The following is a 23,904-nucleotide window of genomic DNA, read 5'->3' as shown; positions in this document are numbered from 1 at the left end:
TTCCCTTCGGGGAAGGTCCGGTTGGTGCTTGACACCTTTACTTTCTCGTCCGGGGCCGGTCGCCGCCGGATGCCGAAGGTCCGCGTCCGCTGGGCTGAACAGCCCTATTTTCGAGGGGTCGTTCGGCGTTCGCGGCGGCGGCCCACAGCGGCACGCCGACGCCGTACAGGGTGCGCCCGCCGACCAGTTCCCGGCCGGTGACCAGCTCGGGTTCGATGCGCAGCAGGACCTCGCGCGGGGAAGGCGCCCAGGAGCGCGGGCCGAGGGGGGCGAGGCGCCGCTGTTCGGCGGGGTCGGTCACCACGGTGGCGGTCCCGGTGACGACGACGCTCCAGCCGGACTCGGCGGCCCGGTCGACCTCGTCGCCCTCGAAGGCGACCACCGCGCCGTCGACCGCGCGGACCAGCTCCGACTCCGCGGCGGTGCGCACGAGGACGGCGCCGTCGTGGTCCAGGGCGAAGTTGACGGGCAGGACCGCGGGGAGCGCCTGGCGGGTGTGGACGATCCTGCCGATGTCGGCCCGGCCCAGCAGGCGCAGGCACTCCTGCCGACCCAGTTCACGAAAACCGTCGTTGGGGTACATGGCCATTCCGTCTTTCGCCTGGGGGCACACTGCCGGTTGATGGTCCTTCCATCGTCAGCCGCCGCCGTCGGCGGTGTGAGGGACCTTCTGTCCCGTCCGGGCCGGAGACCGGCCCTGGCGGGGGTGGCCGGACGGCACAGGGGGTGGCACGGGGGAAAAGGCCAGCGCACGGCACCCGCGGCGGTGGGGCGGCCGGGCGGCGCCCGGGGGCGCGTGCAGACGCGCCGCACGCCCACGGGTCCCGGTCGACCCGTCGGACGGGGCCGACCGGCCCTATCTGGTCCCCCGGCGCCTTCGGTTGTCTTTCGACCATGCCCGAGACAACGCACACCTGGCCGACACCGTGTTCCCCGGCGCGCCGCGTCGGTGGCACCACGGTCCTGGAGCTGCGCGGCGAGATCGACATCCGTACGGCGCCGTTCGTGGCGGCGCGGCTGGACGCCCTGACCTCCTGTCCGCGCCCCGACCTGGTGCTGGACCTGCGGGGCACCACCTTCATCGACTGCGCCGGGATCGGCGTGCTGTGCCGGGCCCGCAACCGGGTGCTGGCCCGGCACGGGCGGCTGCGGCTGGTCAGCACCGACCCGCGGTTCCCGCGCATCCTGCGGGCCGTGCACCTGGCCGACGTCTTCGACGTGTGGACCCGGCTGCCGGAGACGGCGACGGGCCCGGTGGCCGTGGCGGGCTGACCGACCGGCTCACGGCACCGTCATCTCGGGCCGTACGAGCGTTCCCGACCGCCCGTGGACGATCTCCTGGGCGGCGTCCAGCGCCCCGATCGCCGCCAGTCCCCCGGTGCGTTCCACGAACCGTGCGGCGGCCTCCGTCTTGGGCCCCATGGAACCGGCCGGGAAGCCGCCGCGGCGCAGGTCGGTGGGGGTGGCGTCGAGGACGGGCCGCTGCTGGGGGGTGCCGTAGTCGGCGTAGACGTTGGGGACGTCGGTGAGGATGAGCAGGAAGTCGGCCTTGAGGTCCTCGGCGAGCAGGGCGGCCGTCAGGTCCTTGTCGACGACGGCCTCCACCCCGTGCAGCGCCCCGGTGTCCGGGTCGGTGGTGACGGGGACGCCCCCGCCGCCCGCGCAGACGACGAGGGTGTCGACGCTGAGCAGGTCCTGGATGGTGTCGGTCTCCACGATCCGCTCGGGCGACGGGGACGGCACGACGCGGCGCCAGCCGGTGGTGTCCTGGGCGATGTGCCAGCCGTACCGGCGGGCGAGGGCGCGTGCCTCGGAGCGCGGGTGGACCTGTCCGACGAACTTGGTCGGGTGGCGGAAGGCGGGGTCGTCGGCCCGTACCACGGTGTGGGTGACCAGCGCGGCCACCCGGCGTCCGGGCAGCGCGTCATGGAGTGTGCGGGTCAGCAGGGAACCGATCATGCCCTGGGTCTGGGCGCCCAGCAGGTCCAGTGGGTAGGGGGCGCTGAGGGCGGGGTCGGCGGCGCTCTCCACGGCGAGCAGCCCGATCTGGGGGCCGTTGCCGTGGGTGACGACGATCTCGTGCTCCTGGGCGAGGGCGGCGACGGCGGTGGCGACCCGGTCGATGTTGGCCTGCTGGACGTCGGCGTCGGGGCGCTCGCCCCGGTGCAGCAGGGCGTTGCCGCCGAGGGCGATGACGATGCGCACGGTTCAGTCCTCCAGGGTGCGACGAGGACGGCCTTGATGGTGTGCAGCCGGTTCTCGGCCTGGTCGAAGACGAGCGAGGCGGCCGACGAGAACACCTCGTCGGTGACCTCCAGGCCGTTCAGCCCGTAGCCGTCGCGCAGTTGACGGCCGAGCAGGGTGCGGTCGTCGTGCAGGGACGGCAGACAGTGCAGGAACCCGACGGCGGGGTTGCCGGTGGCGGCGAGGACCTTGGCGTCGACCCGGTAGGGGCGCAGCAGGTCGATGCGCTCGTGCCAGGTCTCGGCGGGCTCCCCCATGGACACCCAGACGTCGGTGTGCAGGAAGTCGGCGCCGCGTACGGCGAACTCCACGTCCTCGGTGAGGGTGATGCGGGCGCCGCTGCGTTCGGCCAGTTCCCGGCAGGCGGTGACGTGCGCCGGGTCGGGGTGCAGCCGGGCGGGGGCGGCGATCCGTACGTCCATGCCGAGCAGGGCGCCCATGGCCAGCAGGGAGTTGCCCATGTTGTTGCGGGCGTCGCCGAGGTAGGCGTAGGCGATGTCGGTGAGGGGTTTGGGGCTGTGCTCGCGCATGGTGAGGACGTCGCACAGGCTCTGGGTGGGGTGCGCGGTGTCGGTGAGGCCGTTGTAGACGGGGACGCCGGAGTGGGCGGCCAGGTCGGTGACGACGGACTGGGCGGAGCCGCGGTACTCGATGGCGTCGAACATCCGGCCGAGGACCCGGGCGGTGTCGGCGACGGTCTCCTTGGTGCCGAGGTGGGTGTCGCCGGGGCCGAGGCAGGTGGTGGCGGCGCCCTGGTCGGCGGCGGCGACCTCGAAGGCGCAGCGGGTGCGGGTGGACGTCTTCTCGAAGATCAGCGCGAGGTGGCGGCCGGTGAGGCGGGGCCGTTCGGTTCCGGCCCGGCGGGCCGCCTTGAGGTCGGCGGCCAGGTCGAGGAGGTGGGTGATCTCCTCGGCGGTGAAATCGAGTTCGCTCAGGTAGGAGCGGCCTCGCAGGTCGACGGTCATGGGGGTTCCTCGGGGTGGGCCGGTCAGCGGACGGGGTCGCGTTCCACGGGGCAGCTCATGCAGCGCGGTCCGCCGCGCCCGCGGCCGAGTTCGGCACCGGCGATGGTGACGACCTCGATGCCCTGCTTGCGCAGATGGGTGTTGGTGGTGACGTTGCGCTCGTAGCCGACGATCACGCCGGGGGCGACGGCGAGGAAGTTGCTGCCGTCGTCCCACTGTTCGCGTTCGGCGTTGCGGATGTCCTGTTCGGCGGAGAGCATCCGCACCTTGTCCAGGTCGAGCGCCTCGGCGAGCGCGGTGGGCAGGTCGCGGTCGGGGGTCACGGAGAAGCCCGCCGGGTGGAGTGCGCTGGGCCGCAGGGTCCAGGAGCGCAGCGAGTCGGCGAGGCCGGGGTAGATGACGAAGGCGTCCCGGTCGACCATGGTCAGTACGGTGTCCAGGTGCATGTAGGCCCGCTGTGCGGGCAGTTGCACGGCGATCAGCCGGGTGGCGGTGCCGTCGGCGAAGAGCCGGGCGGCGAGGTTCTCCACCGCCTGGGCCGTGGTGCGCTCCCCCATGCCGACCATGACGGCGCCGTTGCCGAGGACGTGCACGTCGCCGCCCTCCAGGGTGCCCACGGGCCCGTCGAGGAGGGGCGCGGGGGCGGTGTCCGCGAACATCGGGTGGAACCGGTAGATGGCCTCGGCGTGCAGGCTCTCGCGGCGCCGGGCGGGCTTGGCCATCGGGTTGACGGAGAGCCGGTCGTACACCCAGCAGGAGTTGTCGCGGGGGAAGAGGTGGTTGGGCAGCGGGGCGAGGGCGAACTCCTCGCCGCCGAGGGCGCTGAAGACGAGGCTGTGCGGGGCGGCGATCGGCAGGTCGCTCTTGAGGAGCCCGCCGATGAGGTATCCGGCGAGGGTCTCGCCGTCCAGTTCGGCGGTGAAGGCGCGCACCGGGTCGGTGAGGGCGGGGCCGACGACGGCCGGGGTGATGACCCGGTCCAGCAGCCAGTCCCGGGCCTCGGGGACGTCCAGGGTCTGGGCGAGCAGGTCGGCGAAGTAGTGCACGCGGGCCCCGTGGTCGCGCAGCACCTGCGCGAAGGCGTCGTGTTCCTCGCGGGCCCGCTTGGCCCACAGGATGTCGTCGAAGAGCAGGGCGTCGACGTTGCGCGGGGTGAGCCGGGAGAGTTCCAGCCCCGGCCGGTGCAGGACGACCTGCCGCAGCCGCCCGGCCTCGGAGTCGACGTGGAAGGTGGTCATGGCGGGTGTTCCTCCGGTGGTGGGGTGCGGGTCGGCGTCCCTGGCGCGCCGGGGTCGCCGATCCCGGGGGCGGGTCAGTCGTGGTGGCGGAGGTTGTTGTGCAGGCCGCCCTTGCGGGAGCCGCCCGGGCGGCGGGGCGCGGGTACGACGGGCGGGGTCTCCGGGGCACGCGGCGGGGCGGCGGGCGGCCGCTCGGTGTCGGGGGCCGTCTCGTTTGGTGTGCCGTCTGCCGGGGCGGGGTCCGCGCCGTCGCCGCGCTTCAGCCAGACGTACACCGGCAGGCCGAGGAGCAGCACGAACAGCCCGTAGTAGACGGTCTGGTAGCCGCTGCCCTGGATGGACCAGTACGAGAAGGCCATGGCGAGCACGGTGATCGTGACGTCCCTGGCGAGGGCGCGCCGGCTGAGTCCGGCCCGGCCGCGCAGCAGCCAGTACAGGCGGGCGGCGGCGGAGAACAGGTACGGGATGACCGCGGTCAGCACGCTCAGCAGGACGATCTTGGTGAAGACGTCCTCGAAGCGGGTGTAGCTGAACAAGGTGATCAGCGAGGCGAGCACGGTGGAGGCGACGATGCCGAACACCGGGACGTCGTTCGCGCCGCGCAGTTTGGCGAAGGCGCCGGGGAAGAGCCCGTCGCGGGCGGCGGCGTAGGGCATCTCCGCGCACAGCATGGTCCAGCCGTTGAGGGCGCCGATGCCGGAGACGATCGCGGCGACGGCGACCGCGTCGCCCGCCCAGCTGCCGCCGAGGATGTTGTTGGCCGCGTCGGTGAACGGCGCGCCGGACTCGCCGAGCCGGGCGTGCGAGACGGTGCCGAAGACGGCGAGGGTGCCGAGGATGTAGATCACGGCGCACACCAGGGTGCCGTACACGGTGGCACGCGGCACGTTGCGCTCCGGGTCCCGGACCCGGCCCGCGACCACGGAGGCCGCTTCCAGGCCGAGGTAACTGAACAGGGCGATGGCCCCGGCCGCCGAGATCGCGCCGAGCGCGGACTGTCCGCTGGCGTTGAACGCGCCGAAGTTGTCCGGGTCGATGAAGAGCAGCCCGATGGTGGCCATGAAGACCAGCGGTACGAACTTCAGCACCGTGGTGATCACCTGGAAGGCGCCGGTGTTGCGGACGCCGGTGAGGTTGATCGCGGCCGGTATCCACAGGCCGGTCAGCGCGATCAGCACCGAGTACGCCCTGCCGTGCCCGGTGTTGACGAACACCTCGACATAGCCGACCCAGGCCACCGCGATCGCGGCGTTGCCCGCCCAGGCGGTGATCCAGTACGACCAGGCGTTGAGGAACCCGGCGAACTCGCCGAACGCCTCCCGGGCGTAGACGTACGGCCCGCCGCTCGCCGTCGCCCGCTTCGACAGCGCGCCGAAGGTCAGGGCGAGGGCCAGCGCGCCGAGGGTGACGGCGACGAAGGCGACCAGGGCGATGGGGCCGTAGGGCGCGAGCGCGGACGGCAGGGCGAAGACGCCGGTGCCGATGACGCTGCCGATCACGAGGGCGGACGCGGCGGGCAGGCCGAGCGCCGCTCTGGGCGGGGTCCCGGTGCCGCCCGATGGGGTCGGGGACATGGCTGTGCTCCTTGCGGCCGGTGGCTGGGAGAGGGCGCCCGTACGAGCGGCTCCGCCCCCGATCCTTCTGCGCGGCGGCGATCACGGGGACAGGCCCACAGGTCCCCGTACCGAGCCGGAGGTCCCGGCTTCCGCAGCCGACCGGCCCCTGTACCGGTCCGGTGGGGCCCGCGAGGCCCATAGACCCCCTCCCGGGGCCGGTCGGCCCGTGGCCCCGGGCGGCGCGGCGGCGGACGCTGGAATCAGGAGGCCCCTGGCTTCGAGTCCCGTCGCTTCGAGGAGGACACCGTGCACGGCAGCCCCTACGTCGTGAGCGATGTGATGACGCACACCGTCGTCGCCATCGGCCCCGACGCATCGTTCAAGGACATCGTCAGGCTCATGGAGCAGTGGAAGGTCAGCGCCCTGCCGGTGCTGGTGGGCGAGGGCCGGGTCGTCGGCGTCGTCTCCGAGGCCGATCTGCTGCACAAGGAGGAGTTCCGGGACAGCGATCCCGACCGGTTCACCCAGCTGCGGCGGCTGCCCGACCTGGCCAAGGCGGGCGCGCTGACCGCGGCGGAGCTGATGAGCAGCCCGGCGGTCACCGTCCACGCCGACGCGCCGCTCGCCGAGGCCGCCCGCATCATGGCCCAGCGCAAGGTCAAGCGGCTGCCCGTGGTCGGCGACACCGGCCTGCTGGAGGGTCTGGTCAGCCGGGCCGACCTGCTGAAGGTGTTCCTGCGCCCGGACGAGGAGATCGCCGGCGAGGTGCGCCGCGAGATCGTCTCGTCCCTGTTCCTCGCTCCTTCGGAGCCCCTCTCGATCGAGGTGTCGGACGGCCGGGTCACCGTCACCGGCAACGTCAGGGACACCTCGCTGGTCCCGGTCGCGGCCCGGCTGATCCGCGCGGTCGAGGGAGTGGTGGACGTGGAGTTCCGCCTCACCGACGCCCCGGCCGCACCGCCCCGGCGCTGACCGTCACCGACAGTCCCGGACGCCTTCAGGGACCGTACGGCCGTGGTGGCCGGGCGGTCCCTGAAGGCGTCCCCCGCGTATCAGCCGAGCATCCGCTTGCGCCACTGCGGCTCGACCAGCGCCCACTCCGCCTCCCAGCGGGCCACGCACCGGTTCTCCATGCCCTGCCGCACCAGACGGCCACCCGCGACGGCCAGCGCCGCGACGGCGAGCCCGGACAGGACGCCGAGCAGGACCGCCTGCCGCTGGATCTGGCCGTGGTCGGCGGGCTCGGGGATCACCTTGCCCTTGCCGTCGGTCCACACGGTGACCGAGGCGCCCACGGTGGTCTCGGCGTCGATCCACGCGGTCCCGGTGTGGGGGGTGCCGTCGCTGGTCCAGCGCACCTCGGCCCAGGCCCGGTCGCCGTAGGACTCGACGGTGGTCTTCCCCTCGGTGTCGCCGAGCGGTATCTCGGTGACGACGGCCGACACGGGCACCGCCGCCGAGCGGCTGGCGGTGAGGCTGTCCGCCGTGGCGGTCTGCGCCACCCAGCCGGTGCACACGCCGCCCAGCAGGGCGAACGCCCAGACGGCCAGCACGAACCAGGCCTCCCTGCGGTCGCAGGGGCGCCGCAGCGGATTGCTCCGCCACCGCCACAGCCACCGCCGTCTGACCCTGGTGGGACGTTCCTCTTCCATGGCCGAGCCCCCCTTCTCCGCTCACGCGGTCCGGGGCGGACCGGGGGTGGGGTCGCTCGCTGGACGCGACAGGCCGTGCATGGTTCCTCCAGGGCGTAGGGCTCGTACGGGGGGAAGGCGGGCCGCGTCAGCCCGGTACGCCGCTGCCGTAGGGGGCGTAGAGGTCGAGCAGCCGGGTGCGGGTCGAGGCGAGCCGGTGGGCGAGGACCCGGCCGATCCAGAGGGCCACCGCCTCTCCCATGGCGGGGTCGACGGCGCACATGCGCCGGGCGGCCCCGGCGTCGAACTCGTAGGCGCGCACCGGGCCCACGGCCTGGGCGCCGAGCTGCCACAGGTAGGGCGCGAACAGCCAGGACCAGCCGACGAGTTCACCGAAGCCGACGGTCTCCACGACGACCGGACGGCGGCCGGGCACCCGGACGTCGAGGGCGACGGTGCCGGAGCGCACGATCCAGAAGTGGTCGGCGCGGGCGCCCTCCTCGAAGAGGCGGGTCCCCGGCGGGATGTCCACCTCGCGGGCGGCGCTCATCAGCCGCCCCCGGTACTCGGTGGGCAGCGTCCTGGTGAGTCGGGGCGTGATCGTGGTCGTCATGGCTTCGCCTCCTCACGCGGGCCGACGGTTCCGCCGGAGGGGCACGACCGCCGGGCCCCTGTCTCCAGGTTCGGCCGCGCGGGCGCGGACGGCTTGGGCCGAGTGGCCCCCTCGCGGGGTCCCGGTCGGGCACTGTCCGCCGGGCCCCGTCCGTCCGTGCCCGGGCGGACGGTCAGGACCGGCCGTATGCGTAACGCTTCGGCCAGAGCCCGGACAGAAGCCGACATGTACGGGTGGTCACGGCCCGGCTGCGCTGTGATGGCCGCGACCGGTACACAAGGGGGGCTCGGACGTGAGCGTCTTGGATCAGAAGCCGACCAGTCCGGACAGTGACGTGGCCCTGGAGGGCTGCCGGTGCGCCGAGGCACGGCGGGGCGGGGGCCCGTCGGTCGCCGAGGAGCGCTTCCGCGGCCTGCTGGAGGCGGCGCCGGACGCCATGGTCATCGTCGACGACACCGGCACGATCAGACTCGTCAACGCCCAGACGGAGGCCCTCTTCGGCTTCCGCCGCGAGGAGTTGCTCGGGCACCCGGTGGAGCTGCTCGTGCCCCGGCGCTTCCGCGCCCACCACACCCGGCACCGGGAGGGCTACGCCGCCAACCGGCAGGTCCGCCCGATGGGCGCCGGTCTGGAACTGCACGGGGTGCGCAAGGACGGCACCGAGTTCCCGGTGGAGATCAGTCTCAGCCCGCTGGAGACCTCGGACGGCCTGCTGCTGTCGGCCGCCGTCCGGGACGTCAGCGACCGCAAGGCCGCGGAGGCCGAACTCACCGCGCTCTACGAGCAGCAGCGGCACATCGCGCTCACCCTGCAACGCAGCCTCATGGGCACCCCGCCGTCGATCCCCGGGCTGGCGACGGCCAGCCGCTACCGGCCCGCCACCCAGGGCGCGGGCGTGGGCGGCGACTGGTTCGACCTGGTGCCGCTGGGCGCGGGCCGGGTGGGTGTCCTCATCGGCGATGTGATGGGCCGCGGTCTGGAGGCCGCCGCCGTCATGGGGCAGCTGCGGTCGGCGGCGCACGCGCTGGCGAAGACCGGGATGCAGCCCCGGCAGCTGATGCAGGCGCTGGACACCTGTGTCGCCGACCTGGACGTGCCCGACCAGCTCGTGACCTGCTGCTATCTGGTGATCGCCCCGGACACCGGCACGGTGACGGTCTGCTCCGCCGGTCATCTGCCGACCCTGGTGGCGGGTCCGGGCGGCCGGGTCGACCGGCTCGACGCGCCGGTGAACGCGCCGCTCGGCGTCGGTGACGTCCTCTACGAGCAGTCCCGCGCCGAGGTGCCGCCGGGGGCGACGCTGGTGCTCTACACGGACGGGCTCATCGAGACGCCGGGCAGCGACATCGAGGAGCGGATCGGTGAACTCACCGGTGTCCTCGACGAGTTCTTCACCCGGACCGCGACCCCCCGGCTGGAGGCGGTCGCCGACCATGTGCTCGCCGGGATGGTGCCCGACGCCGAGAGCCACAACGACGACGTCACGCTGCTGCTGGCCCAGCTCCCGGCGGCCCCGGTCGACTGCGCCGTCACCGATCTGCCCGCGGTGCCGGCCGCGGTGCCCGAGGGGCGGGCCTTCCTCCAGAAGACGCTGTGCTCCTGGGAGTGCGCGGCGCGCGCGGACGACGCCCTGCTGCTGCTCTCGGAGCTGCTGACCAACGCCGTACGGCACGGCGAGGGGCCCGTCACCCTGCGGGTCTGCCGGACCCTCACCGAGCTGACGGTGGAGGTCGGCGACCGCAGCCCGCACCTGCCGCGGCCCCGGCTGGCCGCGAAGGACGCCGAGTCGGGGCGGGGCCTGCTGCTGGTGCGCGCCCTCGCGGCGGGCTGGGGCGTCCAGCCGACCGACGAGGGGAAGACGACCTGGTTCACGCTCAAGCTGTGAGCGGCGCCCGCTGCGGCCGGGTCAGTCCTCGCCGACCAGGTCGAGTCCGCGGGCGGTTTCCGGCTCCGTCTCCGGCACCGGCCAGGCGCGGGTGAGCCGCCGGGAGACGTCCCGCCACCAGGGCCGTACGGGAAGGTCCCCGGCGGGCTCGAACGGCTGGCCCGGGACGGGCAGCGCGAGGGCCTGCCCGACCGCCTCGGCGGCGGCCAGCGTCCACTCGCCCGGCTCCGCCCAGGGGTGCAGGGAGAGGTTGAAGGTGCCCCAGTGGATGGGCAGCAGGGCGCCGCCGGGCCGTCCCCGCTGGAGGTCCAGGTGGCTCTGGACGGCCTGGGCGGGGTTCATGTGGATGTCGGGCCAGGAGCCCGGTTCCGGGCCCTCGTCCGCCGCCCGGCCCTTGGGCCAGTAGTCGCTGTACGCGCCCAGCTGGATCATCGTGGCGTCGAACGGGCCGTGCGCGGCGCCTATCTCCTTGAAGCCGTCGAAGTAGCCGGTGTCACCGCTGTGGTAGACGCGGTGCCGCTCGCCCGCGACGACCCAGGACGCCCACAGGGTGTGCTGGGTGTTGCGCAGACCGCGGCCGCAGAAGTGGCGGGCCGGGGTGGCGGTCAGGGTGAGGGAGCCGACCCGGGTCTCCTCGTGCCAGTCCAGCTCCCGCAGCCGGTCCGCGGAGACGCCCCAGCGCTCCAGGTGCGCGCCGACGCCGAGCGGCACGGCGAAGACGGTGTCGGTGTCCGCCAGGGCCTTGATGGTGGGCAGGTCCAGGTGGTCGTAGTGGTCGTGCGAGATGACGACGACGTCCACCGGGCCGAGCGCCGCCAGCGGCAGCGGTGCGGGGTGCAGCCGCCGGGGCCCGGCGAACGGGAACGGTGAGCAGCGCTCGCCCCACACCGGGTCGAACAGCACCCGCTGCCCGTCGATCTCCGCGAGGACGCTGGAGTGGCCCATCCAGGTCAGCCGCAGTCCGGTGGCGGGCGGCCGGGCGATGTCGGCGAGCGTGGTGCCGTGCACCGGGATGTCGCCGGTCGGGGAACGGCGGGACCGCTCCTCCTTGTCGAAGAAGATCTTGGCGAATTCCAGCGCCGAGCCGGACGGCCGCATCCGGGTGGGCGGGCCGGGGTTCTGGAAGACGCCGTCCTTGAAGTGCGGTGATCTGCGGATGCGCGCCAGGCGCTCACCGCTGGGGTCCGCGCCGAAGGCCACGGGCCGCAGCGAGCGGAGCCCGGAGCGCAGGGAACGGGAACCGGCCACGGTACCTCCAGGTGGAGTCGGTGAGACTTCCCATTATGGTCGGCCCGTGCGAGCCGCGTTGACATGACCGCGAAAGCATCCCGATACTGACCCGCTGTTCAGTAATCCAGCGGGGCCGGGCCCGAGGCGGCCCACGGCCCCCGCGAGCCACCCCCCAGGAGCCCGCATGCCGACCCCGGCCCCCCTGCTCTCCCTCACCTGGACCGACCACGTCACCGGACGGCAGGGCTTCCTCGTCGTCGACCGGCTGGTGCGGGGCGTGGCCAGCGGGGGACTGCGGATGCGCGACGGCTGCACGCTCGACGAGGTCACCGGGCTCGCCCGTGGCATGACCATGAAAGAAGCGCTGCACTACGACCCCCAGGGCCGCTACATACCGCTCGGCGGCGCCAAGGGCGGCATCGACTGCGACCCCCGCGACCCGGCGGCGTACGGGCTGCTGGTGCGTTACCTGCGGGCGGTGCGGCCGTACGTGGAGAGCTGCTGGACCACCGGGGAGGACCTCGGTCTCGGCCAGGACCTCGTGGACCGGGCCGTGGCCGAGGTGGGGCTGGTCTCCTCGGTGCAGGCCGTGTACCCGCTGCTCGACGACGAGACGGCCGCCCGGCGACGGCTCGCCGACGCCTTCGCCGTGGAGGTGGACGGCATCGGTCTGGACGAGCTGGCGGGCGGCTGCGGCGTGGCCGAATCCGTGCTGGCGGCGCTGGACCGGTCCGGGGTGCCGTACCAGGGGACCCGGGTCGCGGTGCAGGGCCTGGGCACCATGGGCGGCGCCACCGCCCGGTTCCTGGCGCGGGCGGGGCTGACCGTCGTCGCCGTCGCCGACATCAAGGGCACGATCGCCAACCCGGCGGGGCTCGACGTGGAGGCGCTGCTCGCCGCGCGGGACGTCCACGGCACCGTGGACCGGGCCGCGCTGCGCCCCGGCGACCGGGAACTGCCGGGCGACGCCTGGCTGTCCGCCGAGGCGGAGGTCCTGGTGCCCGCGGCGGCCTCGTACGTCATCGACACCGCCAACCAGGACCGCGTCAGAGCCCGCTGGATCGTCGAGGCCGCCAACATGCCCGTGCTGCCCGAGGCGGAGCGGCTGCTGACCGCGCGCGGGGTGACGGTGCTGCCGGACGTGGTGGTCAACTCCGGCACCAACGCCTGGTGGTGGTGGACCCTGTTCGGCGACGTCGGCCCCGACGCCGCCGAGGCCTTCGCCCACATCCGCCGGGCCATGCGCACCCTGGTCGACACGATGCTCGCGCGCGCCGCCGCCGACGGCACCACTCCGCGCACCGCCGCCCACGCCCTCGCGGCCGACCGGCTGCCTGTGATCGCGGAGCGCTTCGGCTGGTACGGCTGACGGGGGGTACGGGCCCACGGCTAGGGTGATCCGCGTGGCGAGAGTGCGGTTGAGTGTGGCCGAGCGGCGGGCTGAGCTGCTGCGGGCCGCCGTGGAGCAGATCGAGGCGCGAGGGGTCGCGGCGGTCCGGATCGCCGATGTGGCGGCGGCCCTCGGGGTGAGCAACGCGCTGGTCCTCTACCACTTCTCCTCCAAGGAGAAGCTGGTCGCCGCCGCCTTCGCGCACGCCGCCGAGGACGACCTCGCCCATCTGCGCAAGCTGCTCGGCCGCCGCACCACGGCGCTACGACGGCTGCGCGCGGCCGTGCGCTGGTACGCGCCCACCGGTCAGGCCAAGGGCTGGCGGCTGTGGATCGAGGGCTGGGCGGCGGCGCCGCGCGAGCCCGCCCTGCTGGAGGTCACCCGTGACCTGGACCAGCGGTGGAAGGCGGCTCTCGCCGAGGTCATCGCCGAGGGCGTGGCCGCGGGCGAGTTCCGGTGCCCCGACCCCGCCGCCACGGCCCTGCGCCTGACCGCCCTGCTCGACGGGCTCGCGGTGCAGCTGACGTCGTACCCGGGTGCCGTCTCCCGCGCGCGTGCCCAGGGTTGGGTGGACGAGGCACTCGCGCGGGAGCTGGGCCTGGAGGCGGAGGCGGAGACCTGAGGGCTTCCCCCCTCACGCCACCGACGCGATCCGGGACCTGATGTCGTCCGTGGAGAGCGCGCCCTTGGCCGTGACGTGGTCGCCGGAGGACTCGCCCCGCAGACGGCGGCCGATCCACGGCACCAGGTACTCGCGCGCCCAGTGGACGTCGTCCCGGCGGACCTCCAGGGTGCCGCGCGGCGGCAGCGGCGGCCACGGCTGGTCCGGGTCGGCCGGGACCCTCAGGCCCAGCACCTGGCCCGCGCGCAGTGCCACGCGCGTGTGCCCCTCGGGCGAGAGGTGCAGCCGGTCGTGGTCCCAGGCCCGGCGGTCCTGGACGGTGCGCAGCGACCACAGGTCGAGGACGGGGCAGCCGTACCGGTCGGCGATGGCACGCACATGCCCGTTGTAGGTGGCGATCTTGCCGCGCAGGTGCTTGAGGACGGGGACGCCCCGGGTGTCGAAGCCGGTGGTCACCATGACCGTGCCCGCGACGGCGGTGAGCCGGGCGACGGCTCTCTCGAAGCGTTCGGCCACCTCGTCCGGGTCGGTGCCCGGCCGGATGATGTCGTTGCCGCCCGCGCAGAAGGACACCAGGTCCGGGGCGAGTTCGAGGGCCCTGGGCACCTGGTCGGCCACGATCTGGTCGAGGAGTTTCCCGCGGACGGCGAGGTTGGTGTAGTGGAAGTCGCCCTCGGGCCGCCGGTCGGCGAGCAGCACGGCGAACCGGTCGGCCCAGCCGACGAACGCCCCGTCGGGGCCGGGGTCGCCGACGCCCTCGGTGAAGCTGTCCCCCACCGCCACGTACGACCCGATCACTGATCTGCTGTCATTCTTCGAATCGTCTGCCACATCGGCCCATCTTTCCCCGTCGAATGTGACCTACGCGACCGTAGGCAAGGGTTGACGGGCGGTGAGATAAGCCACTTGTCAAACCTTGGTCAACTGCGGAATAACCCGAAGGCCGGGCCCGGGAATCCGGGTCCGGCCTTCGGCGGGTGCGCGGCGGGCGTCAGCCGATGGAGACGCCGTGCGAGCGGAGGTAGGCCACCGGGTCGATGTCGGAGCCGTAGTCGGGGGTGGTGCGGATCTCGAAGTGCAGGTGCGGGCCGGTCGAGTTGCCGGTGGAGCCCGACAGACCGATCTGCTGACCACCGGTCACGGTCTGGCCGCTGGAGACGGACAGCGAGGACAGGTGGGCGTACTGGGCGTAGTAGCCGTCGTTGAGCTTGATGACGACCTGGTTGCCGTACGCGCCGGCCCAGCCGGCGGAGACCACGGTGCCCGGGCCGACGGCCTGGAGCGGGGTGCCGGTCGTGGCGGCGAAGTCGACGCCGGTGTGGTAGCCGCTGGACCACATGCTGCCCGACACCTTGTAGCCGGTGCCGACGGAGGCGCCGGACACGGGCGCGCTGTAGCCGCTGGGGGCGGCGGTCGCGGCGGACTGGCCGGTCGTCGACGTGCCGGTGGAGGCCTCGCTCTTCGAGGAGGACTCGGCGGACCCGGAGGACCGGGTGGTCTCGGAGGACTTCGACGGCTGGGTGGCCTTCGGGGCGGCGGGCTTGGCCGCCTTGTTCCCGGTGGCGGCCTTCTGGCCGAGGGTGAGCTTCAGACCGGGGTGGATCAGCGAGGGGTCGGAGCCGACGGCCTCGCGGTTGTCCGCGTAGAGCTTCTTCCAGCCACCGCTGACGTTCTGCTCGTCGGCGATCTTCGACAGGTAGTCACCGGCCCGCACCGAATACGTCCGGACGGTCGCCTTCTTGGCGGTGGACTTCTTCTCGGCGGCCGACTTCTGTACCACCGGGGCGGACTGGACGGCCTTTTCGGTGACCGACTGCGGGGTGGCGGCGTTGGCGTTGGCGGCGCCCATCAGGGGCAGCGCGAGCGCGGCGCCACCGGTACCGGCGACGGCGATGGAGCGCGCGATGCGCAGGGACTTGGGACGGCGGTGCTTACCCTTCGCGGGCATGTCGAATTCCTCTCCGGCGCCTGCGAGGTGAGCTGTCGGGTTCGGACTGGAGATGCCCGGCCGCACCGAGATGCGGCTTCACCCCAAGCCGTTCCGGGAACCGGAACAGGCGGTGTACCTGTGGGTCCCCCGCTCCTGCCGGGCACGGGTGGGTTTGCGCGGAGTCCGGACGGCGGCAGGATTCGGCGTTCCGTCCGGGAACGGTGTGGAACGTAAGCGAGCAAGACGCAAAGGGACAAGCGAGAGGTTCCGCCCGAACGCCTTCTTCTTGATCCCTTGGGGGAATTACCGGTCACCCTGAGTTGTCCGGAGCGGCGCCGCTTTCCGTAAAAGCCCTTGAAAAGGACCCGTATTACGTGAACATGACGGGCGACTCACGGTCACGAATATGACGCTGCTCACGTGACCGTTCTCCAGACTTCTTTATTCCAGAGCGAGTTGGAATGGAAGCCATCAATTCGGACAGTTCGCTCAGATGCGACGCAGACGGAGAACCGTCGCATCGAGGTCACCGCGCAGCCCCAACCGCACCCCGTGGTGCAGTAGTACGGCACCTCGATGTATTTCTCCCGTTTCGGGGCATTCATACATACCTTCCGGGTCCAGTCCGCGCAGCCGCAGCGCCGGGACGGGCTCGCCGTACCGTTGCGCCTGGAGGCAGGCGAGGACCACGGACTCCTCCCCGAGCACGTACTGCACCGCGCTCAGGCCGCCGTCCGGGGGCCGCAGCCGGTAGAGGTCGCCGCGCTGCACCAGCGGCCGGACCTCCTTGTAGAGCGCCACCCAGTCGCGGGCCTCGGCCAGCTCCGCCTCGCTCCACCGGGTCAGGTCGCCGCCGACGCCCACCACCCCGGCCATGGCGCTCACGAACCGGAAGCGCAGGGTGCTGACCCGGCCGTTGAGCTGGACGTTCGGACTGTCGGTCACCCAGGCGGCCATCACCCGCGCGGGGTGGATCTGACTGAAGCCGTGCTGGATGGCGAGCCGGTCGAGGGGGTCGGTGTTGTCGGAGGTCCACACCTGGTCCGTACGGCTCAGGACGCCCAGGTCGATCCGGCCGCCGCCGCCCGAGCAGGACTCGAAGGCGACCTGGGGGTGGGCCGCCCGCAGCCGGTCGAGGAGGGCGTACAGCGCCCGCACATGGTCGGTCCACAGCCGCTGCGGGTAGGGGTCGCCGGGCCATCCGGCGTCGGTGAAGCAGCGGTTGAAGTCCCACTTCACATAGTCGATCGGGGCACTGGAGAGCAGGGCGTCCAGCCGCTCCCAGAGATACTCCTGGACGTCCTCGCGCGCGAGGTTGAGTACGAGCTGATTGCGGAACTCTGTCCGTTTACGACCCGTTTGGTGCTGCACCCACTCCGGGTGGGCGCGGTAGAGGTCGCTGTCCGGATTGACCATCTCCGGCTCGACCCAGATGCCGAAGCCCATGCCCAGCGCGTGCACGTCCTCCGCGAGCGGCGCGAGGCCCCTGGGGAAGCGGTCCGGGTTGGGCGTCCAGTCGCCGAGCCCGGCCCGGTCGCCGGTGCGGGCGCCGAACCAGCCGTCGTCGACCACGAACAGCTCGACGCCGATCGCCGCGGCCCGCCGCGCCAGCGCCCGCTGCCGGTCCTCGGAGATCGCGAACCCGGTCGCCTCCCAGGAGTTGAAGAGCACCGGCCGGTCGCGGTCCGCCTCCGGGACGACGTACGCCCGCTGGTAGCGGTGCCAGGCGCGGCTCGCGCCACCGAAGCCGCCGTCGCTCCACAGCCCGGCGAAGACGGGGGTGGTGAAGGACTCCCCCGCGGCCAGCCTCAACAGCCCCGAGTCGTCGTGCCCGGCGCCGCCGGTGATCTGCACGCGCGCGTCCGGCAGCTGGGCGACACAGATCCGCCAGGAGCCGGACCAGCCGAGGGCGCAGCCGTAGACCTCGCCCCGCTCCTCGGTGGCGTCGGTGTCCAGCGCGACCCAGGGCAGGTGCTGGTGGCCGGTGTGCCCGCGGCGGCTGCCGATGACCTTCTCGCCGTAGGTGAGGGGGGCGGCCGTCAGCCGGGACTCGGCGGCCCAGCGGCCGTGCAGCTGGGTCAGCCGCCAGCCGTCGCGCTCCGGGAGCGTCCAGGTGGCGGAGTCGGCGCGCAGCAGCTCGGCGTCGGGACCGGCGTTGTGCAGCGTGGCCCGGCGTTCGACCACGTCGTGCCGCATCCGGTAGTGCAGCGTGATGCTCAGGTCCGCGTCCCGGAAGCGCAGCCGCAGTTCCTCGCCGTCGACGGCGTACCGCTCGAAGCGCCACTCGGTGCCGCGCCGCTCACCCGTGCGCACGGACAGAGCGGGGCGCACGAAGCGGGGGCCGCCCTCGACCGGGTACTCCTCCCGGCCGTCGAGGCGGGACTCGAAGGGCCAGTCGTCCGGCAGCGGGCGGGCGGCGAGCGCCTCGGCGTCGGCCAGGGCGATCCGGGGTCCCCAGTGCAGATGGACCAGCTCGTCGCCGTCGGTGAGATGGACGGCGTAACCGCTCGTGGGCCCGGACAGCAGCCACGTACGGCCGTTCTCGGCGATCTCCACCGGCATCGGACCCACCCACCCCACAGATCCCGACAGCTCCGCTCAGTCCCCAACATCATCGACCGTTTCGGACCGCCGGGGCAACGCCTGGGGACGACCGCGGCGACTCCCTGTGGACGACTCATTGCCCCAGGAATCCATGTCGTATGGTCGAGGGCGTATCCGCGGGCGAATCGGCGTCCCGCGGCCCCGATGGGAGGGAGCCCCCGTGACGCAGCAGATCCCGTCGACCGAGCCCGAACTGGCCGGTGTGCGCAACTTCCGCGACGTGGGCGGACTGCCGACCGTCGACGGCCGCCGGGTGCGGCACGGAGTGCTGTTCCGCAGCGGGCACCTCGCCCACGCGACGGAGGAGGACGCCGCGTTCCTCGACTCCCTGGGACTGCACACGATCTTCGACTTCCGCAACGCCGCCGACCAGCGGCTGGAGGGGCCCGACGTCGAGCTGCCGGGCGTGCGCAACGTGAATCTGCCGCTGTCCGACCCCGCCGACGGCGCCGAGTTCTGGAAGATGGTCCGCGACGGCGACCTGGAGCAGCTGCGCGGTGTGCTCGCCGACGGCAAGGCGGCGAACCGGATGATCAGCTCGTACCGCATGATCATCAGGGAGCGCACCGCCGAGCACTCCCAGGTGCTGCGCTCCCTCGCCGAGGACAGCGTCCCGGCGCTGATGCACTGCGCGGCGGGCAAGGACCGCGCGGGCCTGTCGATCGCCGTGACCCTGCTCGCGGTGGGCGTGGAGCGCGACGCCATCCTCAGCGACTACCTGGAGTCCAACGCCACGCACCGCCGCTACAAGGTGCACCGCAGCGGTGACTCCGGCTCGGCCTACACCCCCGAGATCATGGACCTGCTCAGCCCGCTCTTCGACGCCCGCGCGGAGTACCTGACCGCGGCCTTCGAGACGATCGAGGAGACCTGGGGCGGCGTCGACAGCTACCTCCGGCAGGGCCTGGGCGTCACGCCCGAGACCCGCGACCGGCTCCGGGACCGTCTCCTCGACTGAGCCGCGGGCGCCCTACTTGGCGCCCACCTCGAACAGCAGGTAGAGGAACGCGGCGAAGAGGTGGCCCGCGACCACGTAGATGAACAGGCGGAACCAGATCCCCCGGGGCAGCTTCTGCTCGATGTCTCTGTCACTCATGGGTGTCTCCAGGGGTCGGACCGAGGCACAGCGCGGTCGTGGGGCTCTGTAGCAGAGTGTGGACGAACAGGAGGTCGGCCCCGTCATCGCCCCCGGCGGCGAGGCGGTGCGGCGTCAGGGAGTCGAAGTGGGCGCTGTCGCCCGGACCGAGCCGGTGCGCGGTGTCGCCGAGCCTCAGGTCGAGGTGGCCGCGCAGCACGTACAGCCACTCCTCACCGGGGTGCACCCGCACGATGTCGCCCTGGGAGCCGTACGGCACATGGACGCGCAGCGCCTGCATGCCGCGCCCCGGGGCGCCCGCCTTCCGGTAGGTCCAGCCGCCCGCGCGCGTCGGCTCCTGCTCCGCGCCGCGCAGTACGGCGTCCCGGTCGGCGACCGTCTCGCCGAGCAGCTCGGAGACGGTCGTACCGTAGATGCGGGCCAGTGCGAGCAGCATCGGCAGCGAGGGCTGGCGCTGCCCGGTCTCCAGCCGGGAGAGGTGGGCGGGCGACAGCCCCGCCGAGCGGGCCGCCGCCTCCAGGGTGAGGGCGGCCCGGCGGCGCAGCGCACGCAGCTGCGGTGCGACGGCGGGTGGCAGGGCCTCGGTTCCTCCGGGCCCCGCGTCGGCTTCCGGTGAGCGCATACCCCCATTGAGCCCGACGTTTGCCCGACAGGCAATTTTCTTGCCTATGAGGCAAACCCGCCCCTCGGGCTACCGGTTGGCGACCGCCTGCTTCACCAGTGTCCTCCCGAACTCCCACACCAGCCCGCCGTCGTGCGCGTCGTCCATCACCGACTCGAACGCGGCGACGAAGCGGTCCACCTCCCGCTCCCCGATGATCAGGGGCGGAATCAGCTTGATCACCTCCAGGTGGTCGCCGGACACCTGGGTCAGGATCCGGTGTCGCTGGAGCAACGGCACGACCACCATCTGCGCGAACAGCCCCTTGCGGGCCGCCTGGAGCATGCTCCACCGGGTGCGCAGCCGCAGCGAGCTGGGCCTGCCGAACTCGATCCCGATCATCAGGCCCCGCCCGCGTACGTCGGCGAGCAGCTCGTACTTGTCGACGAGCGCGGCGAGCCGGGTGCGCAGCAGGTCGCCGGTGGCCCGGGCGCCCGCGACGACCTGCTCCCGCTCCAGCACCGACAGCACCGCGAGGCCGGCCGCCATGGCCTGGGCGTTGGCGCCGAAGCTGGCGGAGTGCACCAGGACGCGGTCCATCGAGGAGTAGACCTTCTTGAAAATCCAGTCCTTGCCGAGCGTGGCGCCCACCGGCACATAGCCGCCGGACAGCGCCTTGGCCACACAGACCAGGTCCGGCTCCACACCGTCCTCGTGCTGGTAGGCGTAGAAGTCGCCGGTGCGGCCGAGGCCGGTCTGCACCTCGTCGGCGATGAGCAGCGCCTTGTGCCGGTGCAGCAGTTCCTGCGCGGCACGCAGATAGCCGGGCGGGGCCTGGTGCACGCCCTTGCCCTGGATCGGTTCGACGATCAGCGCGGCGACGTCGCCCCGCTTCAGCTCGCGGGCGAGCGCGTCGAGGTCGCCGAGCGGTACGGCGGTGTCGGGCAGCAGCGGGGCGAAGCCGTCGCGGAAGCCGGACTCGCCGTTCACGGAGAGCGAGCCGGCGGTCAGCCCGTGGAAGGCGTGCGCGCAGTACAGCACCCTCGGCCTGCCGGTGGCATACCGGGCGAACTTCAGCGCGGTCTCCACCGCCTCGGTGCCGCTGTTGCCGAAGAAGACCCGGTCCAGGTGCGGGCTGTGCGCGAGCAGCCGCTCGGCCAGCAGCCCGGGCAGCGGCTGGCAGTCGAAGCGGGTGAGGTCGGCGAGCGAGGCGTCGAGGACGTCGTGCAGCGCCTTGCGGACGACGGGGTGGTGGCGCCCCAGGCCCATCACCCCGAACCCGGCGAGCATGTCCAGGTAGTCGTTGCCGTCCGCGTCCCAGAAGTAGGCGCCCTCGGCCCGCTCATAGACCTTGTCGAACCCGATGGTGTGCAGCATGCGCGGCAGCTGGTGGTTGAGGTGCCGCGCATGCAGCTCGTAGCGCTCGGCGCCGCGTTCGGCCAGCAGGGCGCCGAGGTCGAACTCCGCGCCCGACGCCGTGCCCGACGGGGACGGCACCGGCGCGGACGGCTGGGGCGCGGATTCCGCGGTCGTCATTCGGCTCTCTCCTCGGACGGCTCACGACCGGCACCCTGCCGGTCGACGACGGCCTGCTGGGGGGCGGGGTCATGCCGGACGGAGACCGGGGCCTGCCGCCCGGACGCCGGGTCCTGCCGGACGGACGCCGAGTCCTGCCGGACAGACGCCGGGTCCTGCCGGACAGACGCCGGGTCCTGCCGGACGGACACCGAGTCCTGCCGGACGGACACCGAGTCCTGCCGGACGGGCCCGGCTTCCCGCCCCTGCGGTGCGGCGCCCTCCCCGGCGGAGGCCGTTTCCGGCCGCCCGGAGGCGGCAGTCCGACGGCGGTCCATCACAGCGGACGGCTGCCCCGGGTCCTGCCGGACGGAGGCGGCGTCACCCTCCCCGGCGGGGGCCGGGTTCCGCCGCCCGGAAACGGCGTCCCCCTCGGCGGACGCCGGGTTCCGCCGCCCGGAAACGGCGTCCCCCTCGGCGGACGCCGGGTTCCGCCGCCCGGAAACGGCATCCCCCGCGGGCGCCGGATCGCGCCGCGCGGGCGTGGCCGTCCGCCGGCGGTCCACCGGGGCGACCGGCCCGTCCGTGGGCACTCCCCGCCGGTCGGCCACGGCCTGCCGCGGGGCGGCGCCCTCCCCGGCCGGGAGCGGGGCGTCCTGTCGACCGGAGAGGTCGTGGGACAGCTCCCGCGTCACGGTCAGGGTCGCGCTGACGCGGCCCGCGATCTCCACCGGGGTCAGTCCGATGTCGGCGAGGACCTCGCCGCGCTTGGCGTGGGCCAGGAACTGCTCGGGGATGCCGAACCGCCGCAGCGGTACGTCCACCTCGGCGTCGCCGAGCGCCAGCTCCACCGCGGCGCCCACCCCGGCCGCGCGGCTGTTGTCCTCGACGACGGCGACCAGCCGGTGGGAGGCGGCGAGCCCCGGCAGCACCGGGTCGACGGGTTTGACCCAGCGGGGGTCCACCACCGTGCAGCCGATGCCGCGCGCCTCGAGAAGCTCCGCCGCCTGGAGGCAGACCGGCGCCATCACGCCCACGGCGATCAGCAGGACCTCGGCCCCGTCCGCCCGGTGCAGCACGTCCACGCCGCCGAGGCGGTCGACCGCCGGGATGTCGGGGCCGACGCTCTCCTTCGGGAAGCGGACCAGCGTCGGCGCGTCGTCGACGGCGACCGCCTCGCGCAACTGCGCCCGCAGCTGCTCCGCGTCGCGCGGCGCGGCGATCCGCAGCCCGGGCACGACCTGGAGGATCGACATGTCCCACATGCCGTTGTGGGAGGCCCCGTCGACGCCGGTCACCCCGGCCCGGTCCAGCACGAAGGTCACCCCGCAGCGGTGCAGCGCGACGTCCATCAGCAGTTGGTCGAAGGCCCGGTTGAGGAACGTGGCGTAGACGGCGACGACCGGGTGCAGTCCGCCGGTCGCCAGGCCCGCCGCGGAGACGGCCGCGTGCTGCTCGGCGATGCCGACGTCGTAGACCCGGTCGGGGAAGCGGGCCGCGAAGGCGCCGAGCCCGACGGGGTGCAGCATCGCGGCGGTGATGGCCACGACGTCCGCCCGCTCCTCCCCCAGGCGGACCATCTCCTCGCCGAACACCGACGTCCAGGACGGCCCGCCGGACGGGGTGAGCGGCGCGCAGGTCAGCGGGTCCATCACGCCGACGGTGTGGAAGTGGTCCTCCTCGTGCGCGAGGGCGGGTTCGTAGCCGCGGCCCTTCTCGGTGAGGCAGTGCACGAGGACCGGCCCGTGGAAGCGCTTGGCGCGGCGCAGCGCGGACTCGACGGCGCCGATGTCGTGCCCGTCGATCGGACCGAGGTACTTCAGGCCGAGGTCCTCGAACATGCCCTGCGGCGCGAAGGCGTCCTTGAAGCCCTTCTTGGCGCCGTGCAGTGCCTCGTAGACCGTGTTGCCGACCACCGGGGTGCGCAGGAGGACGTCCTTCCCCCAGGCGAGGACCTTCTCGTAGCTGTCGGTGGTGCGCAGGGCGGCGAGGTGGTTGGCGAGGCCGCCGATGGTGGGCGAGTAGGAGCGCTCGTTGTCGTTGACGACGATGATCAGCGGCCGGTCCTTGGCCGCGGCGATGTTGTTGAGCGCCTCCCAGGCCATGCCGCCGGTGAGCGCGCCGTCGCCGACGACGGCGACGACATGGCCCTTCTCGCCCTGCACCTGGCGGGCCTTGGCGAGGCCGTCGGCCCAGCCGAGCGCGGTGGAGGCGTGGCTGTTCTCGATGATGTCGTGCTCGGACTCCTCGCGCGAGGGATAGCCGGAGAGCCCGCCCTTGCCGCGCAGCTTGGAGAAGTCCTGGCGGCCCGTCAGCAGCTTGTGCACATAGCTCTGGTGTCCGGTGTCCCACAGGATGCGGTCGACGGGCGACTCGAAGACCCGGTGGAGTGCGACGGAGAGTTCCACCACCCCCAGGTTGGGGCCGAGGTGGCCGCCGGTCCTGGCGACCGCGTGCACCAGGAACTCCCTGATCTCTTCGGACAGTTGCGTGAGTTGCGCCTTGGACAGCGCCTTCAGGTCGCGTGGTCCCCGGATCGTCTCAAGTATCGTCACGCTCGGGCCCCCTCTCGGTCCGTGCCTACCTCTGGTTCACAGTCACTTCCGGCTTCCCCGTGGCCGTGGGGGCGCCCGACCCGGCGCCGTCCTCCTCCATCCGCTCGGCGAGCTTCATCGCCTCTTCGATCAGCGTCTCGACGATCTTGGACTCGGGGACGGTCTTGATGACCTCGCCCTTGACGAAGATCTGCCCCTTGCCGTTGCCGGAGGCGACACCGAGGTCGGC

The 23,904-nt window shown here is 73.1% G+C and carries 18 protein-coding genes, 4 pseudogenes and 1 riboswitch; of the genes and pseudogenes, 6 read left to right on the top strand and 16 right to left on the bottom strand.

Going from position 1 to position 23,904, the window contains the following annotated elements:
* Positions 1–151 precede the first annotated feature (151 nt).
* A pseudogene (locus KBY47_RS12270) lies at positions 152–583 on the bottom strand (pyridoxamine 5'-phosphate oxidase family protein); the annotation flags it as partial.
* 311 nt (positions 584–894) lie between these two features.
* Here KBY47_RS12270 and KBY47_RS12265 point away from each other — a divergent pair.
* Entirely contained in the window at positions 895–1,272 is a 378-nt protein-coding gene (locus tag KBY47_RS12265) for an STAS domain-containing protein (protein WP_210921081.1), read from the top strand.
* Positions 1,273–1,281: 9 nt separating this feature from the next.
* Here KBY47_RS12265 and KBY47_RS12260 read toward each other — a convergent pair whose 3' ends face one another.
* From KBY47_RS12260 to KBY47_RS12245, 4 genes and pseudogenes are all read right to left on the bottom strand, one after another.
* Positions 1,282–2,205, bottom strand: coding sequence for a carbamate kinase (locus KBY47_RS12260; protein ID WP_210921080.1), 924 nt, complete (start codon positions 2,203–2,205; stop codon positions 1,282–1,284).
* A 17-nt stretch (positions 2,206–2,222) separates the two neighbouring features.
* Positions 2,223–3,209: pseudogene (gene argF, locus KBY47_RS12255) on the bottom strand (ornithine carbamoyltransferase); the annotation flags it as partial.
* A 23-nt stretch (positions 3,210–3,232) separates the two neighbouring features.
* A complete protein-coding gene (locus KBY47_RS12250; protein WP_210921079.1) occupies positions 3,233–4,447 on the bottom strand; it encodes an arginine deiminase in 1,215 nt (404 codons plus the stop codon).
* Positions 4,448–4,521: 74 nt separating this feature from the next.
* Complete coding sequence (locus KBY47_RS12245) at positions 4,522–5,946, bottom strand: amino acid permease (RefSeq protein WP_308405144.1); 1,425 nt, start codon at positions 5,944–5,946, stop codon at positions 4,522–4,524.
* 363 nt (positions 5,947–6,309) lie between these two features.
* On the opposite strand from KBY47_RS12245, the gene KBY47_RS12240 reads away from it, so the two are divergent.
* A complete protein-coding gene (locus KBY47_RS12240) occupies positions 6,310–6,975 on the top strand; it encodes a CBS domain-containing protein (RefSeq protein WP_308405134.1) in 666 nt (221 codons plus the stop codon).
* 80 nt (positions 6,976–7,055) lie between these two features.
* On the opposite strand, the gene KBY47_RS12235 is transcribed toward KBY47_RS12240, so the two are convergent.
* Together KBY47_RS12235 and KBY47_RS12230 are read right to left on the bottom strand one after the other, a co-directional pair.
* Positions 7,056–7,655, bottom strand: coding sequence for a hypothetical protein (locus KBY47_RS12235; RefSeq protein WP_210921077.1), 600 nt, complete (start codon positions 7,653–7,655; stop codon positions 7,056–7,058).
* Between the two features lie 127 nt (positions 7,656–7,782).
* On the bottom strand, positions 7,783–8,247 hold the full coding sequence (locus tag KBY47_RS12230) for a Crp/Fnr family transcriptional regulator (protein ID WP_210921076.1): 465 nt from the start codon (positions 8,245–8,247) through the stop codon (positions 7,783–7,785).
* Positions 8,248–8,539: 292 nt separating this feature from the next.
* Between KBY47_RS12230 and KBY47_RS12225 the strand changes: the two genes are divergently transcribed.
* Positions 8,540–10,132 carry a SpoIIE family protein phosphatase gene (locus KBY47_RS12225; RefSeq protein WP_374103073.1) on the top strand — a complete coding sequence of 531 codons (1,593 nt, stop codon included), beginning with the start codon at positions 8,540–8,542 and terminating at the stop codon, positions 10,130–10,132.
* Positions 10,133–10,153: 21 nt separating this feature from the next.
* Here KBY47_RS12225 and KBY47_RS12220 read toward each other — a convergent pair whose 3' ends face one another.
* Positions 10,154–11,380, bottom strand: coding sequence for an MBL fold metallo-hydrolase (locus KBY47_RS12220; RefSeq protein ID WP_210921075.1), 1,227 nt, complete (start codon positions 11,378–11,380; stop codon positions 10,154–10,156).
* Positions 11,381–11,546: 166 nt separating this feature from the next.
* Here KBY47_RS12220 and KBY47_RS12215 point away from each other — a divergent pair, with 166 nt between their 5' ends.
* Positions 11,547–12,731 carry a glutamate dehydrogenase gene (locus tag KBY47_RS12215; protein WP_210921074.1) on the top strand — a complete coding sequence of 395 codons (1,185 nt, stop codon included), beginning with the start codon at positions 11,547–11,549 and terminating at the stop codon, positions 12,729–12,731.
* Between the two features lie 34 nt (positions 12,732–12,765).
* Positions 12,766–13,374 carry a TetR/AcrR family transcriptional regulator gene (locus tag KBY47_RS12210; protein ID WP_210921073.1) on the top strand — a complete coding sequence of 203 codons (609 nt, stop codon included), beginning with the start codon at positions 12,766–12,768 and terminating at the stop codon, positions 13,372–13,374.
* 12 nt (positions 13,375–13,386) lie between these two features.
* Here the strand turns inward: KBY47_RS12210 and KBY47_RS12205 are convergent, their stop codons facing one another.
* From KBY47_RS12205 to KBY47_RS12195, 3 genes are all read right to left on the bottom strand, one after another.
* The gene (locus KBY47_RS12205; RefSeq protein WP_210921267.1) at positions 13,387–14,172 is read right to left on the bottom strand and encodes an SGNH/GDSL hydrolase family protein; all 786 of its coding nucleotides are present in this window, start codon (positions 14,170–14,172) and stop codon (positions 13,387–13,389) included.
* A gap of 193 nt (positions 14,173–14,365) precedes the next feature.
* Positions 14,366–15,322 carry a LysM peptidoglycan-binding domain-containing M23 family metallopeptidase gene (locus KBY47_RS12200; protein WP_210921072.1) on the bottom strand — a complete coding sequence of 319 codons (957 nt, stop codon included), beginning with the start codon at positions 15,320–15,322 and terminating at the stop codon, positions 14,366–14,368.
* Between the two features lie 4 nt (positions 15,323–15,326).
* Positions 15,327–15,483, bottom strand: a riboswitch (cyclic di-AMP (ydaO/yuaA leader).
* A 310-nt stretch (positions 15,484–15,793) separates the two neighbouring features.
* A complete protein-coding gene (locus KBY47_RS12195) occupies positions 15,794–17,866 on the bottom strand; it encodes an alpha-galactosidase (protein ID WP_210921071.1) in 2,073 nt (690 codons plus the stop codon).
* Between the two features lie 202 nt (positions 17,867–18,068).
* Between KBY47_RS12195 and KBY47_RS12190 the strand changes: the two genes are divergently transcribed.
* Entirely contained in the window at positions 18,069–18,866 is a 798-nt protein-coding gene (locus KBY47_RS12190; protein ID WP_210921070.1) for a tyrosine-protein phosphatase, read from the top strand.
* 12 nt (positions 18,867–18,878) lie between these two features.
* Here the strand turns inward: KBY47_RS12190 and KBY47_RS12185 are convergent, their stop codons facing one another.
* The 5 genes and pseudogenes from KBY47_RS12185 to KBY47_RS12165 form a co-directional block, all read right to left on the bottom strand.
* Positions 18,879–19,004 (bottom strand): DUF6126 family protein, encoded by a 126-nt coding sequence (locus KBY47_RS12185; RefSeq protein WP_210921069.1) that lies wholly within the window; start codon positions 19,002–19,004, stop codon positions 18,879–18,881.
* The gene (locus KBY47_RS12180; protein WP_210921068.1) at positions 18,997–19,626 is read right to left on the bottom strand and encodes a helix-turn-helix domain-containing protein; all 630 of its coding nucleotides are present in this window, start codon (positions 19,624–19,626) and stop codon (positions 18,997–18,999) included. The genes KBY47_RS12185 and KBY47_RS12180 overlap by 8 nt, the downstream gene beginning before the upstream one ends.
* A 69-nt stretch (positions 19,627–19,695) precedes the next feature.
* Positions 19,696–21,141, bottom strand: a complete 1,446-nt coding sequence (locus KBY47_RS12175) for an aspartate aminotransferase family protein (protein ID WP_247694592.1) — start codon at positions 21,139–21,141, stop codon at positions 19,696–19,698.
* Between the two features lie 662 nt (positions 21,142–21,803).
* Positions 21,804–23,675: pseudogene (dxs, locus tag KBY47_RS12170) on the bottom strand (1-deoxy-D-xylulose-5-phosphate synthase); the annotation flags it as partial.
* Positions 23,676–23,700: 25 nt separating this feature from the next.
* Positions 23,701–23,904, bottom strand: a pseudogene (locus tag KBY47_RS12165) (4-hydroxy-3-methylbut-2-en-1-yl diphosphate synthase); the annotation flags it as partial.

Source organism: Streptomyces sp. B93 (assembly GCF_018070565.1).
GTDB lineage: Bacteria > Actinomycetota > Actinomycetes > Streptomycetales > Streptomycetaceae > Streptomyces.
Note: the sequence above shows the minus strand (reverse complement) of the source record. Positions and strands in the feature narration are given on the sequence as shown.

Bases quoted from the DNA above. Each gene is read 5' to 3' on its own strand.
- KBY47_RS12185 (WP_210921069.1), bottom strand. From the start codon at position 19,004: ATGAGTGACAGAGACATCGAGCAGAAGCTGCCCCGGGGGATCTGGTTC.
- KBY47_RS12215 (WP_210921074.1), top strand. From the start codon at position 11,547: ATGCCGACCCCGGCCCCCCTGCTCTCCCTCACCTGGACCGACCACGTC.
- KBY47_RS12180 (WP_210921068.1), bottom strand. From the start codon at position 19,626: ATGCGCTCACCGGAAGCCGACGCGGGGCCCGGAGGAACCGAGGCCCTG.
- KBY47_RS12195 (WP_210921071.1), bottom strand. From the start codon at position 17,866: ATGCCGGTGGAGATCGCCGAGAACGGCCGTACGTGGCTGCTGTCCGGG.
- KBY47_RS12200 (WP_210921072.1), bottom strand. From the start codon at position 15,322: ATGCCCGCGAAGGGTAAGCACCGCCGTCCCAAGTCCCTGCGCATCGCG.
- KBY47_RS12175 (WP_247694592.1), bottom strand. From the start codon at position 21,141: ATGACGACCGCGGAATCCGCGCCCCAGCCGTCCGCGCCGGTGCCGTCC.
- KBY47_RS12250 (WP_210921079.1), bottom strand. From the start codon at position 4,447: ATGACCACCTTCCACGTCGACTCCGAGGCCGGGCGGCTGCGGCAGGTC.
- KBY47_RS12230 (WP_210921076.1), bottom strand. From the start codon at position 8,247: ATGACGACCACGATCACGCCCCGACTCACCAGGACGCTGCCCACCGAG.
- KBY47_RS12265 (WP_210921081.1), top strand. From the start codon at position 895: ATGCCCGAGACAACGCACACCTGGCCGACACCGTGTTCCCCGGCGCGC.
- KBY47_RS12235 (WP_210921077.1), bottom strand. From the start codon at position 7,655: ATGGAAGAGGAACGTCCCACCAGGGTCAGACGGCGGTGGCTGTGGCGG.